This window comes from Oryzomonas japonica, from assembly GCF_008802365.1.
GTDB classification, from domain to species: domain Bacteria; phylum Desulfobacterota; class Desulfuromonadia; order Geobacterales; family Pseudopelobacteraceae; genus Oryzomonas; species Oryzomonas japonica.
Genome location: NZ_VZQZ01000003.1, coordinates 333,258 through 345,909, shown reverse-complemented (window position 1 = coordinate 345,909; position 12,652 = coordinate 333,258). Strand labels below are relative to the sequence as shown.

Annotated in this window: 10 protein-coding genes and 1 pseudogene; 6 read left to right on the top strand and 5 right to left on the bottom strand. The window is 60.2% G+C overall.

The features are described from left to right. Positions 1 to 15 precede the first annotated feature (15 nt). The 3 genes from F6V25_RS07380 to F6V25_RS07370 all read right to left on the bottom strand — a co-directional run bounded on the left by F6V25_RS07380 (position 16) and on the right by F6V25_RS07370 (position 4,994). Positions 16 to 1,656 carry a methyl-accepting chemotaxis protein gene (locus F6V25_RS07380; RefSeq protein WP_151127951.1) on the bottom strand — a complete coding sequence of 547 codons (1,641 nt, stop codon included), beginning with the start codon at positions 1,654 to 1,656 and terminating at the stop codon, positions 16 to 18. A gap of 315 nt (positions 1,657 to 1,971) precedes the next feature. Beyond that, the gene (locus tag F6V25_RS07375; protein ID WP_151127950.1) at positions 1,972 to 3,384 is read right to left on the bottom strand and encodes a sigma-54-dependent transcriptional regulator; all 1,413 of its coding nucleotides are present in this window, start codon (positions 3,382 to 3,384) and stop codon (positions 1,972 to 1,974) included. Continuing rightward, entirely contained in the window at positions 3,381 to 4,994 is a 1,614-nt protein-coding gene (locus tag F6V25_RS07370; protein WP_191966110.1) for a hybrid sensor histidine kinase/response regulator, read from the bottom strand. Before F6V25_RS07370 ends, F6V25_RS07375 begins: the two co-directional genes overlap by 4 nt. A 135-nt stretch (positions 4,995 to 5,129) precedes the next feature. On the opposite strand from F6V25_RS07370, the gene F6V25_RS07365 reads away from it, so the two are divergent. The 5 genes from F6V25_RS07365 (at position 5,130) to F6V25_RS07345 (ending at position 11,589) form a co-directional block, all read left to right on the top strand. Beyond that, the gene (locus F6V25_RS07365; RefSeq protein ID WP_246166989.1) at positions 5,130 to 7,121 is read left to right on the top strand and encodes a cache domain-containing protein; all 1,992 of its coding nucleotides are present in this window, start codon (positions 5,130 to 5,132) and stop codon (positions 7,119 to 7,121) included. Positions 7,122 to 7,326: 205 nt separating this feature from the next. Next, positions 7,327 to 8,721, top strand: a complete 1,395-nt coding sequence (locus tag F6V25_RS07360; protein ID WP_151127948.1) for a sigma-54-dependent transcriptional regulator — start codon at positions 7,327 to 7,329, stop codon at positions 8,719 to 8,721. Between the two features lie 189 nt (positions 8,722 to 8,910). Beyond that, the gene (locus F6V25_RS07355; RefSeq protein ID WP_151127947.1) at positions 8,911 to 9,330 is read left to right on the top strand and encodes a hypothetical protein; all 420 of its coding nucleotides are present in this window, start codon (positions 8,911 to 8,913) and stop codon (positions 9,328 to 9,330) included. 148 nt (positions 9,331 to 9,478) lie between these two features. Continuing rightward, a complete protein-coding gene (locus F6V25_RS07350) occupies positions 9,479 to 10,753 on the top strand; it encodes an NfeD family protein (protein ID WP_151127946.1) in 1,275 nt (424 codons plus the stop codon). A 68-nt stretch (positions 10,754 to 10,821) separates the two neighbouring features. Further along, on the top strand, positions 10,822 to 11,589 hold the full coding sequence (locus tag F6V25_RS07345; RefSeq protein WP_151127945.1) for a slipin family protein: 768 nt from the start codon (positions 10,822 to 10,824) through the stop codon (positions 11,587 to 11,589). A gap of 38 nt (positions 11,590 to 11,627) precedes the next feature. Here F6V25_RS07345 and F6V25_RS17510 read toward each other — a convergent pair. Then, positions 11,628 to 11,702 (bottom strand): annotated as a pseudogene (locus F6V25_RS17510) (YjbQ family protein); the annotation flags it as partial. 53 nt (positions 11,703 to 11,755) lie between these two features. Between F6V25_RS17510 and F6V25_RS16960 the strand changes: the two are divergent. Continuing rightward, the gene (locus F6V25_RS16960; RefSeq protein WP_191966109.1) at positions 11,756 to 11,917 is read left to right on the top strand and encodes a hypothetical protein; all 162 of its coding nucleotides are present in this window, start codon (positions 11,756 to 11,758) and stop codon (positions 11,915 to 11,917) included. 75 nt (positions 11,918 to 11,992) lie between these two features. On the opposite strand, the gene F6V25_RS07335 is transcribed toward F6V25_RS16960, so the two are convergent. Then, a complete protein-coding gene (locus tag F6V25_RS07335; RefSeq protein ID WP_151127944.1) occupies positions 11,993 to 12,631 on the bottom strand; it encodes a LysE/ArgO family amino acid transporter in 639 nt (212 codons plus the stop codon). Positions 12,632 to 12,652 lie beyond the last annotated feature (21 nt).

Below are 12,652 nucleotides of genomic sequence, written 5' to 3'. Positions count from 1 at the left end.
ATGGATGGCCGGGTGCTACAGCTTGAACTGGTTTACGAGCCGCTGCAACTCCTCGGCCTGCTGCGAAACATTGTTGGCAGTTACAGCGGTTTCCTGGATCGCGGCGCTGTTATGGTGCGCCAGTTCGTTCAGACTCAGTACGTTGTGGCTGATCTCCCGGGTCGTGGCCGTCTGTTCTTCGGCAGCCGTGGCGATCTGGCTGATTTGTTCGGTCACATCAGTGATGATGACAAGAATCTCCTGCAACGATCTGCCGGAGTCGGCGGCATGGGTGCTCCCCTGCTCGACCTGGGCAACACTCTGCTCCATCGTATGGACCGCCCCCCGGGTCTCCTTCTGGATCGCCTTGATCATCTCACCGATTTCCTTGGTGGCGCGGGTCGTACGCTCCGCAAGGGCGCGCACCTCGTCGGCCACAACGGCAAAACCGCGCCCCTGCTCCCCGGCGCGGGCCGCCTCGATGGCGGCATTCAGGGCCAGCAGGTTGGTCTGGTCGGCAATATCTTCGATGGTGCCCACGATCGTGCCGATCTGATCGGAGCGGTTGCCCAGCGTCTCGACCGTATCGGCGGCGTTCTTGACACGCTCGGCAATGGCCTGCATGACCTCAATGGACTGGTTCACAACCTCGGCGCCCTCGGCAGCCTTGCCCAAAGCGCCGCCGGCATTGGTGGCTGCATGATGGCAGTTGCCGGCAATATCCGAGGAGGTGGCCGACATCTCTTCCCCGGCCGTGGCCAGCGAGGTGGATTGGGACGAAAGGTTCCCCACGCTTTGCGACATCGCCTTTGAAGTCGATTGCAGTTCGTTGGCGGACGAGGAGAGCTGAAGGGCGCTGCCCGATACCTGGGAGATGATCCCGTGCAGTTTGTTCACAAAGGTGTTGAACCATTCGCTCAGTTCGCCGATCTCGTTGTTACCGCTGATCGGCAGACGCTTGGTCAGGTCACCCTTGCCCTGGGCGATGTCCTTGATGGTTTCCACCACCTCTTTGACCGGCCGGGTGATGGAGCGGGAAACCAAACCGGCCACAAGGACGCTGAGCCCCAGGATCACCAGTAGGCCTGTCCAGATGCCGAACTGCACATGCCGCATATCCTCGTCCACGCCATCGATGTAGATACCGGTTCCCACCACCCAGCCCCACGGGTTAAAAAGTTTGGTATAGCTGAGCTTCGGCAGCGGCTCGCTCGCCGATGGCTTGATCTGGCGATAACTGACAAACCCGCCACCTTTGTCACTCAACGCCGCCTTGGTGAAGTCCTGGTACATAAACTTCCCGTCGGCGTCCTTGAAGGAACTCATGTCCTTGCCTTCGTTTTCCGGGCGCAGCGGATGAGCTATCAGCCGATTATTGAGGTCGCTGATGAAAAAGTATTCCTTGCCGTTGTAACGCAGTTGCCTGATATCCGCGGCGGCCCGTTTCCGGGCGTCTTCCTGGGTCAGTATTCCCACCTCGGCCTGTTTTTGATAGGTGGCAAGGATGGTCGACGCCTCCTCAACCAGAAAGCGAACCATATCCTTTTTCTCATCCATGACCAGCCCCCGGATATACGGCACCAGAGCAAAGGTCGCCGCCAGCGCCAGCATCACCCAGGTCAACAACGACAGACTCATGATCTTGGAAAAGATTCCCCAGTGTTTGTAGCTTTTCATTCTGCTAGTTCCTCCCGCGCATTCGTTGATAGACAGCCAAACATCGAAAATGAAAATGTTCTGTGGCTTCCATCCATTGCAGTTCCACCGGTAAAAAGCATGACACATGCCAAGGAGATGAACCAGATTTAGCGAAATATTACTGCATGTTATAAAGGCACCGCCGTGCCGCCCCCTGCGTCGCAAGTTGACAGGGCGGCCCGCAGAGCTGAGCTGATCGCAGTAGATGGGGCGTTTGCGGGGTAACGACAAAAATTACTGATGCAATAATTGTCGCCGGGGTAACAACGGCTGCGCGGGCAGCGGTGGAGAGAGCTACGCGGGCGCTCGGGAGAGACGTTTGTTGAGGGCTTGGCGGGTAATTCCGAGATATGAGGCGGCTAGGCGCTGATTACCGCCGGCCAGCCGCAACGCTTCGGCGATCAGGTATTCTTCGGCGCCCTTCAACGTGGGAAAACGGTCCTTAAAAAGACAGGTATGGCAGCGTTCCTCGTTTGACGCTTCATCCTGCGGAAGGGCAAGATCGCCGCTTATGGCGACCAGAAAGGGTTCCAGCGAGAGGATGCCGTGGCCCGGGTGCCGGGCCACGGCATCCCGTACCAGGGCCTCAAGTTCGCGGATATTGCCCGGAAAACGATATGCGGCCAAATAGCGGCTCAACTCCGGGGGGGCGGACGGACGAGCCTTGTTGAGCGCCTGAGCGGCATTATCGAGGAAATGTTCCAGCAGGAGCGGGATATCCTCCGGCCGCTCCCGCAGGGGGGGAAGCGCCACATGATGGGCGCAGAGGCGGTAATAGAGGTCGGAGCGAAAACGGCCCGATTCCATGCCGGCCTTCAGATCCACATGGGTGGCAACGACAATCCGGGCCTCACAGATGCGGGGCGTATCGGCCCCCAAAGGCAGGTACTCCCCTTCCTGCAACAAGCGTAGCAGTTTGACCTGGGACGAGGGGGACAAGTCGCCGATCTCGTCCAGAAAGAGCGTCCCGGCCTCAGCCCGGCAGACCAGCCCCTCCCGCGCCCGGTCTGCGCCGGTAAAGGCCCCCCGCTGGTGGCCGAAAAGCGTATCGCTGAACATGGTGTCGTCCAGGCCGGCCAGGTTTACCGCAACAAACGGTCCTCCTCCCCCGCTCAGGGTATGGATGACGCGGGCGACCAATTCCTTGCCGGTGCCGGTTTCGCCGGTAATCAGCACCGGCTGCCGCGAAGGGGCCACCGACTCGAGATAGAAAAAAATGCTGCGCATGCGGGGCGAAACCGTGATGATGTCGCGGAAAACCGCCTCGTTCTCCAGTTGTCCTTCGGACAGGTGGCGGCGCAGGCGATCCAGCTCCGTGCGGGTACGGCCAAGGTCGTAGCAGGTCCCGACCGTGGCGACCAGCCTGGTGCGGTCCACCGGCTTGACCAGGTAGTTGTCCGCCCCGGCCTGCATGCAGGCCACCGCGGTATCCACGTCATTGACGGCCGTCATCATCACGACCGGCAATCCGGGATGGGTTTCCTTCACCCGCCGGAGCAGATCCAGGCCGGAAAGATGGGGCATGGTCATATCCAATACCAACACGGCGACCGGTTGCTCGTCAAGCATGGCCGCCACCAGGCGGCTGTCCGACTGGGTCAGGACATTGGCAAAACCTTCCCGGCGCAGGATCAGGCGGGTGCTGAACAGAAGCTCCTCTTCGTCATCGACCAGGAGTATGGCAGGTTCCTCGGCGGGCGTTTTCATGGGATTGCCCCCTGCCCCTGCACGACGCAGGGCGGTAAATGGATGATGGCGCGGGTGCCCTTTCCCTCTTCACTCTCGAAGCACAGGGTACCGCCGTGCTCCCTCAGGATCGAGTCGCTTATGGAGAGCCCCAGACCGGTTCCGCCGGACTCGTGCCTGGTGGAGAAGAACGGTTCCGTGAGGTGTGCGAGGGTTTCGCGGGTCATCCCCCTCCCCTCGTCGGCAATGGTTATTACCCCCCCGCCGCGATCCCCATCCCTGGCCGTACTGACCACGATCCCCCGTTCGCGCCCCGGCAAGGCCTGCAGGGCATTACTGATCAGGTTGATCAGGACCTGTTCGATCTGTTGCGAATACCCGCGCACCGGCGGAAGATTGGGAGCCAGCTCGAGCTCGAACCGGTCGGTTATGCGCTTTATCTGATGATCCAGCAGCGTAACGGCACTGGTGACCGCCCGGTTGATGTCGCACCCCCCTGCGCCCCCCGCCGCACAGGGACGAGAGTATTGTTTAAGCTGCCCCACAATGGCGTCGATGCGGCGGGAACCGTCGGCAAGACCTTTGAAGAGACGGTCGGCGGTGGCGGGGACCTCCCCGAAAGGGAGTCCCCCCAGGGTAAAACCGGGATGGACGTGGGAGTAGTCGGCAAGGACCGGCAGGGAGTCCCGCCAGACCTCGGCCAACAGGTCGGTATTGAAAGCGATCAGGTTGTTGGGGTTATTTATCTCGTGGGCAATCCCCGAGGCCAGCATGCCGATGGATGCCAGTTTGTGCGCCTGGATCAGGCGCGTCTGGGAGTCCTGCAACTGCTTTTCGAGCATGATTTTTTCGGTTGCATTACGCAATGAGCAGTAGAGCACCGTCTCATTGCCGAGGGTTATGGACCACGCCTTCAGGGATACGATCAGTTCTGCGTCTGCGCAGTCTTTTGCCGGGAGGTGCTCCCTCAGAAAAAACGACTCTCCGGTCAGGTGCGTCAGGCCCGCTATCAAATCCCCCTGTTCCGCCGTTGCGAAGAAGAACGGGAACTTTCGGGCAAGTATCTCCTGGTAGGGGTATCCGAACAGCTTGGACGAGGCGGGGTTCGCATCGAGGATGACCAGCTCCGGGAGCCGACACAGGATGATGGCGTCATCATGTTGGAAAAAGAATTGATAAAAACGCTGCTCGCTTTCCTTGAGTTGCCGGGTCCGCTCCTCCACGAGTTGCTCGAGGCGGTGGCGGTATTCCAGGTTTTCCCGTACCAGGCGGGCACGCTCAAGCACGCGCGCGATGGTGATGGTGATTTCATCCAGGTTCGTGATCGGCTTGGTGATATATGCCCAGGCACCAAGGCGTATGGCCCGGATGGCTTCACCGACGTCTCCCACGCCGGACATTGCGACGATCGGAATCTCGGGGAGTTCCCGCGTCAGCCGCTCCACCACCTCGAAACCATCCATGACCGGCATGCGGAGATCGGTGAAGACCAAGGATGGCCGCTGCCGGCAACAGATTTCGAACCCCTGGCAGCCGTCGGGAGCCAGGAGCACGACATAGCCCTGGTCTTCGAGACAGCTTGCAAGCGACTCGCGGACCATCGGTTCGTCATCAATGACGAGTATTGTCATTATGGGTTCAGGCATATTTCTCTACGAACAAGTTGGTTTAATTGGACGATAGTAATTTTTCACGCGGGACTATATCATAAACAAATGATATCTCAAGCATCATCGCTTGATTTACCGGCGGGATTCGATTATATCATGGAAGCGGATGCCGTATACACCTTTAAGGGCGTGATGATGGAATTCCTCAGCAAATTCAAGCTGCGCTGGAAGTTATTGGCGCTGGTGCTGCCGCTGGTGATCGGCCCGATCTTTATCGTTGCCGGCGTCATCGGCTATATTGCCAACCATCAGGCGTACCTGGGGGTCACCCAGACCAGCAAGGATGACCTGCAGCACATCACCGCCTTTACTATCGACCTGCTCAATTCCCATTACCAGCAGTTCCAGGTCTACAAACAGGACAAGATCAAGAACTTCAACAGCGAACTGGCAACCCTCACCAACCTCTCCTATAACCTGGTCGAATCCGAACACAAGCAGTACAAACAGGGCCGGTTCGACCTGGCCACAGCCAAGCGGGAAGCGCGTGACGCGCTAAAAAAGGTCAACGTGGGGGAAACCGGCTACATCTATGCCATGACCAGCCGCGGCGACCTGAAGGTGCACATCGCCCGCGAAGGGGAGAACGTCTACAACGAAAAGGATGAAAATGGACGCTACTTCATCCGCGAGATGTGCGAAACCGCCCGGCAGTCCAAGCCGGGTGAGGTGCTGTTCATCATCTACCCCTGGCGCAACGCCGTCCTGGGCGACAAATACCCCCGCAAGAAGATCGTCGCCTACCGTTATTTCCGGGAATGGGACTGGATCATCGCCACCGGCGGTTATCTGGAGGAAACCTACGACGAAGCGGCCTTCGAGCGCAAGTCCTTTGCCGAGCTGAAGGAAAAGATCAAGGCCAAGAAGGTCGGCTCCACCGGCTACATCTTCTGCATGGACAGCAAAGGCAACTTCACCATCCATCCCGACTCGGAGGGCAGGAATTTTATCGATGCCCGCGACTCCAGCGGCTTCCCCTTTATCCGCGAGATGTGCGGGAAGAAGAGCGGCTGGATCCGTTATCCCTGGCAGAATGTCAGCAACAGCGAACCGCGCATGAAGATCGTGCGTTACGAGTATTTCAAGCCCTGGGACTGGATCGTGGCGGTCGGTTCCTATGAGGATGAGTTTTACCACGAGGCCAACAAGATCAAGGACCGTATCCTGATCAGCATGGTTCTCCTCAGCCTGCTGGTGGGGCTATTCGCCGTGGTCCTGGTCTTTCGGGCCTCAACCATCATCACCAGCCCCATCACCCACATGATCGATGTCATACGGCGCGTCAAACGGGGTAACCTTGAGGAAAAGATGGTGGTTGAAGGGGAGGACGAACTGGCGGAACTGGCCGGGGTGTTCAACCGCATGACCGACATAATTCGTCGCAACAAGGAAATGGAGGCAAGCCTTGCCCAACACGGTAAGATGGCCTCCCTGGGCATCCTTTCATCGGGAGTGGCCCACGAGATCAACAACCCCCTGGGTGTGATCCTTGGCTACGCCGGCTACTTGGAAGGCAAGATGGCCGAGGACGACCCGAACTACAAATACATCCACGAGATCAAGCGCGAAAGCAAGCGCTGCAAGAAGATCGTCCAGGACCTGCTTTCCTATGCCCGGACCCCCCGGCCGAGCCTGGAGCCGGTTGACCTGAACGATCTCCTGGCACAGATCACGGATTTCGCCGCCAATCACACCGACATGCGCGGCGTGGTCATCCGGACCGAGTTTGCCCCCGATCTGCCCAAGGTCCATCTGGACGGCGACCAGATGCGCCAGGTGGCCATCAACCTGATCCTGAACGCAGGCGGCGCCATGCCGGACGGCGGCACCCTCACCATCCGCTCCGAAGCGGTTGACCCCGATCATGTCCGCATGGTATTCAGCGACAGCGGCTGCGGCATCCCGGCCGAAAACCTGGAGAAGATCTTCGAGCCGTTTTACACCACCAAGGAGCGCGGCACCGGCCTGGGGCTGGCCATCACCCGCCAGATCATCGAACAGCACCACGGCGAGATCCGCATCGCAAGCGATCCGGACACGGGCACCACGGTCACCGTAACGCTGCCCATCGAACGGGATGAACTGTAAGCGGACATCTCAAAGAAAATCGTGAATCGTGAATGGTGAAAAGTTAAATGCGAAAAGCGAATAGTGAGGGGCTGACGGCTTCAGGGTTTGTATCTTTCACCATTCACGATTCACCATTCACGTTTCACGTTTCACTTTTTTCTCTGTGCCCCCGTGTCTCAGTGGCAGATGGTGTTATCCGGCGTAAAAAAGGAACGACGCAAAAATGGCCGACAAAAAACGCATCCTCCTGATCGACAACGAAGAAGGCCTGTGCCGCATGATGGAGCAGGTGCTCCTGGATAACGGTTACCTGGCCCGCGCCTACACGTCGCCGCTCAAGGCGATTGAAGAGTTTCGTCCCGGGGCCTGGGACCTGCTCATCACCGACATCAAGATGCCCGGCATGAGCGGGCTTGAAGTACTCCAGAAGGCCAAGGAGAAGGAAAAGGACATCCCAGTGATCATGATCACCGCCTACGCCACGGTGGACATGTCGATCCAGGCCCTGCGCAAGGGGGCCTACGACATGCTGACCAAGCCGTTCGAGCCGGAAGAGCTGATCTACCGGGTCAAGAACGCCCTGCAACAGTCGCGGCTCCTGGAAGAAAACCGGGAACTGCGCGCCGAACTGGAGGGCAAGTTCTGTTTCGACAACATCATCGGCGCCTCCGGCGGTCTGAAAAGCGTGCTGGAACGGGTCGAGAAGGTGGCGGTGCGCGACACCTCGGTATTGATTACCGGAGAATCCGGCACCGGCAAGGAGTTGATCGCCCAGGCCATCCATTACAACTCGCCTCGGCGCGAGCGCAAGTTCATCGCCATCAACTGCGGCGCCCTGCCCGAAACCCTTTTGGAGAGCGAGCTGTTCGGCTACAAGAAGGGGGCCTTCACCGGCGCCAAGGAAAACCGTCACGGCCTTCTGGAGGCGGCCGACGGCGGCACCCTCTTCCTGGACGAGGTGGGCAACCTGCCCATGAATGTGCAGAAGACACTGCTACGCTTTTTGCAGGAAAAGGAATTCAACCGCCTGGGGGAGACCACCCCCACCCGGGTGGACGTGCGGGTGCTGTCGGCCACCAATTCGGACCTGAAAGAAGCGGTCAAAAGCGGGGCCTTCCGGGAAGACCTTTACTACCGGTTGAACGTGGTCAATATCCATCTGCCGCCGCTGCGGGAGCGGACCGACGACATCCCCCTGCTTGCGGCCCATTTCATCACCCTGCAAAATCAGAAGTTCGACACGGTGGTTAAAGGTTTCGACAAGGAGGCCATGCAGGCCCTGTGCGCCTGTGCCTGGCCCGGCAACATCCGCCAGTTGAAAAACGTGATCGAGGCCTGTATGGCCATGGTCGGCGAGGAGTATATCTCCCGCGAAACCCTGGACCAGTTTGTGGAGAGCGGCCACGAACCGGTCGGCATCCCCCTAGCGGCGGCCACCACGGCGGGAGAGCTTCCCTTCAACGCCGCCCTGGAACGTTTCGAGGCCGACCTGCTCAAGGGCCTTTTGAAAAAGCATGGGGGCAACATCGATGCCGCAGCCCGCGAGGCGGGCATGAACATGGTCACCATCTATCGCAAGATCAAGAAGTACGGACTCAAGAAGGACGACTATCTGTAACCTGAATCCGTGACGCCTGAACGGCAGAGTGAGCGTCATGCCGGAGTCCAACGCCGCCCATGCAGTATCATGCCTGCTTTGCCGTGCGTCCTCCGCTATGGTGGTGGAGACGCGGGCAATGCCAGGACTGAGGCATGGTAAGCGAGAGGAGCCGTTCAGGCGTCACGGATTCAGGTGTAAGGTGATTCCATGCTCGATTGGTTTCGCAGAAAGCAAGAGCCAGTGGTGAGCTTCCCGGATAACGAGGCCGCCTTTGCCCATGCCTGCACCATGGGGTACCGCCTGCTGCTGAATGCATTGATCCCGGCCCTGGTAGTGGACGTGGGGCGGCGCGGCGGCGAGGGGGAACGCTATTTCCGCCTTCGTCTGGCCGAGCCCGATGGGACTCAGGAAATATGGGGCTGCACGATGGCCGATGCCCCGGGCTACCCGGAGGTCGGGGACCTGGTGGCTTTCCGGATCGTCAGGATCGCCACGGAACTGCCGAAGGAAGCCCAACTGATCGGCTACATCGCCTGCAAACTCGCGCCGGTCCTGAACAGAAGCAAGGGATGGCAGATTGCCGCCAGTTTTACCCCCGCCCATCTCAAGCCGGAACTCCACCTGTGAACACTCGCCAGCCCTAAAACAGCCCCCGTTTCGTGGCCGGACCCCTCACGGGCCACTGCCGCTTCCGCCCATCCGCACGGTTATTCCCCCACCGACCTTACACCATCGCCATAATGAGGTATACTTACGGTAAGAGAGGGGGGAACCCATGCGCTTCAGCCTCTGTATCCTTCTATGCCTGCTTGTGTGCGTAACCGCGTCGGCCGCCGAACGGGCCAGGGTCAGGGTCGTAACCATCCACGATCCGATCACCCCGGTGACGGCCCAGTTTCTCCATCGCACCCTGAATGAGGCGGCCCGGAGCGGAGACAGCCTGGTGCTGGTGGAGCTTGACACCCCCGGCGGCCTGGATACCGCCATGCGGGAGATCGTCAAGGACATCTTTGCCAGTCCGGTGCCGCTGGCGGTCTATGTGGCACCCTCGGGCGCCCGCGCCGCATCGGCCGGAGCCATCATCTGCCTGGCGGCGGATGTGTGCGCCATGTCTCCCGGCACCAACATCGGCGCGGCCCACCCGGTTTCCCTGGGCGAGAAGCCCGACAAGACCATGGAGGAGAAGGTGATCAACGATGCCGAGGCCTACGCGGAAGGGATCGCCCGCAAACGGGGCCGCGACGAGACCATGGCGCGCAGGATGGTGCGGGAGAGCATCTCCCTGAGCGCCGACCGGGCGCTGGCCGGCAAGGTTATCGACCTGATCGCCCGGGACCGGGCCGACTTGTTGCACCGCATGGAGGGGCGTAGCATTATGCGGGACGGCCGGGAGGTGCCCCTGCGTCTGGCCGGGGCCGAGACGTTTTCGGCCGAGATGCGACCGGGAGAGCGGATACTGAACGCCATCAGCAACCCCAACGTGGCCTATGTCCTGATGATGCTCGGCATGCTGGGGCTGTTCTTCGAACTGTCCAATCCGGGCGTGATCCTGCCCGGGGTGATCGGGGGGATTTCCCTGATCCTGGCCTTCTTCGCCTTCCAGACGCTGCCGGTCAACTACGCAGGAGCACTGCTCATCCTGCTGGCGCTGGTGCTCTTTATCGCCGAGATCAAGGTCGTCTCCCACGGCATGCTGACGGTGGGCGGAATGATCGCCATGGTGTTCGGGTCGCTGCTCTTGTTCGAATCCCCGGAGCCCTACCTGCGGGTTTCCTGGAGCGTGATCCTGGTGACGGTGCTGGCCACGGCCGGCTTCTTCTCGGTAGCCATCGCCAAGGCGTTGCGCGTCCATCGCCTGAAACCTGCCACCGGCGCGGAAGGGCTGCTGGAACAGGAGGGGCGGGCCGAGAGCGCCATCGCCCCCGAGGGGAAGGTCTTTGTCAACGGCGAGTATTGGGACGCCTGGAGCGACCAGCCGATTGCCGCCGGGTCAAAGGTTGCGGTGGAGAAGGTGGAAGACATGCGGCTCAAAGTGAGGAAGACACTGTAGGGGCGAGGTGCCATCGCCCTTTTTCCGGTGCCCCAGTGGGGCGCTTCACATGAAAACGGAGGCTTGTCATGTTCAATCTGTTCAACTACGTCCCGGTTCTTTTTGTTGCGGTCCTGTTCATCATGTTCGTTGCCAGCGCGGTGCGCATCCTTCCCGAGTACGAACGGGGCGTGCTGTTCCGCCTGGGCCGGCTGGCCGGGGTGCGGGGACCGGGCCTCTTTTTCATCATCCCGGGCATCGACCGTCTGGTGCGGGTGACACTGCGCACCGTGGTCATGGATGTCCCCCCCCAGGACGTGATCACCCACGACAACGTCACGGTCAAGGTCTCGGCGGTCATCTACTTCCGGGTCATGGAACCCCAACGGGCGGTCGTGGATGTGGAAAACTACCTGTACGCCACCAGCCAGTTGTCCCAGACCACCCTGCGGAGCGTCCTGGGACAGGTGGATCTGGATGAACTCCTGGCCAACCGGGAGAAGATCAACAAGGAGTTGCAGGAGATTCTCGACCGCCATACCGGGCCGTGGGGGGTCAAGGTGGCCAACGTGGAGGTAAAAAACATCGACCTGCCCCAGGAGATGCAGCGGGCCATCGCCAAGCAGGCCGAGGCGGAGCGGGAGCGCCGCGCCAAGATCATCCACGCCGAGGGCGAATTGCAGGCATCGGAAAAGCTGGCCCAGGCAGCCGTAATCCTGGCCGCCGAGCCGACCGCGCTGCAACTGCGCTACCTCCAGACCCTGACGGAGATCGCCGCGGAAAAGAACTCCACCACCATCTTTCCGGTTCCCATCGACCTGATCAAGATGTTTCTGGATCGTCGGGACAAGGCGTGATACGCACCGATGGCGGCCCCACGCCGGAGCATCCCGTTCTAGCCCGAGAAGGCGACGAACGCCTTGCGCTCCCGGGGGCCGTCGAACTCGCAAAAATAGATTCCCTGCCACGTCCCTGAATCGTGTTATACTGTAAGTGGAAAAGAATGCAAAGGAGGTGGCGGCCATGAGAGACACCAAAGGTCCGTTCGCGAAGCCTCGGAAAACGATGAAGACGGCCATGCCCGGCAAGCACGAGATGATGCTCCGCCGTGCAGGCAACCACAATGTCCATGTCATCACCCCACACGGCAAGATTCAGGCCGGTCGCAAGGGACGCAAGGTATGATGGCGCAACGCAGGTAATACGAAAAAGCCCGGCATATGCCGGGCTTTTTCGTGGCGGTGAAGTGCCGCCGCACCGTTACCCCGCAAACACCCTTTTCCAGATCAGGCTGACGCCAATCCCCCACATGGTGCACCCCACCAGGATATCGAGAACCCGCCAGGCAACCGGCTTGCGAAACAGCGGCGCAAAAACCCTGGCGCCATAGCCGATGCCGTAAAACCAGACAAGCGATGCCGCCACGGCCCCCACGGCAAAGAAAACCCGGGCATGCCCGCGGAATTGCGCCGCCAGGCTTCCCAGCAGCAGGACCGTGTCCAGGTAGACGTGCGGATTCAGAAGGCTGAGGGCCAGCGTGGTCGTCACCACCGCCGCAAGGTCTCCCCCCACCACGCTTTCTCCATCGGTCCCTAACGCCTCCGGCCTGATTGCCGACCAAAAGGAACGGATACCGTAGCAAAAGAGGAAGGCGGCCCCTCCCCACAGGGCACACACGAGCAGTCGCGGCGATGAAGCCACGACCGTGCCGAAACCGCCGGCCCCCAGTGTAATCAGAATCATATCGCACAGAAAGCAGATGGTGCTTACGGTAAAGACGTACTCGCGGCGCAGCCCTTGGCGCAGGACAAAGGCGTTCTGGCTTCCGATGGCGATGATCAGGCTTGCTCCGAGGCTGAAACCGTGGACAAGGGGTTCATAGGACAAGGAATTGCTCATAAGGTTTCCACTCCGGCGGCA

What these genes read in the sequence shown, in the direction of transcription:
- F6V25_RS07360 (WP_151127948.1), top strand. Translation starts at nt 7,327, where the DNA reads ATGGCCGACAAAAAACGCATCCTCCTGATCGACAACGAAGAAGGCCTG.
- F6V25_RS07335 (WP_151127944.1), bottom strand. Translation starts at nt 12,631, where the DNA reads ATGAGCAATTCCTTGTCCTATGAACCCCTTGTCCACGGTTTCAGCCTC.
- F6V25_RS07375 (WP_151127950.1), bottom strand. Translation starts at nt 3,384, where the DNA reads ATGAAAACGCCCGCCGAGGAACCTGCCATACTCCTGGTCGATGACGAA.
- F6V25_RS07370 (WP_191966110.1), bottom strand. Translation starts at nt 4,994, where the DNA reads ATGACAATACTCGTCATTGATGACGAACCGATGGTCCGCGAGTCGCTT.
- F6V25_RS07355 (WP_151127947.1), top strand. Translation starts at nt 8,911, where the DNA reads ATGCTCGATTGGTTTCGCAGAAAGCAAGAGCCAGTGGTGAGCTTCCCG.
- F6V25_RS16960 (WP_191966109.1), top strand. Translation starts at nt 11,756, where the DNA reads ATGAGAGACACCAAAGGTCCGTTCGCGAAGCCTCGGAAAACGATGAAG.
- F6V25_RS07380 (WP_151127951.1), bottom strand. Translation starts at nt 1,656, where the DNA reads ATGAAAAGCTACAAACACTGGGGAATCTTTTCCAAGATCATGAGTCTG.
- F6V25_RS07365 (WP_246166989.1), top strand. Translation starts at nt 5,130, where the DNA reads ATGGAAGCGGATGCCGTATACACCTTTAAGGGCGTGATGATGGAATTC.
- F6V25_RS07350 (WP_151127946.1), top strand. Translation starts at nt 9,479, where the DNA reads ATGCGCTTCAGCCTCTGTATCCTTCTATGCCTGCTTGTGTGCGTAACC.
- F6V25_RS07345 (WP_151127945.1), top strand. Translation starts at nt 10,822, where the DNA reads ATGTTCAATCTGTTCAACTACGTCCCGGTTCTTTTTGTTGCGGTCCTG.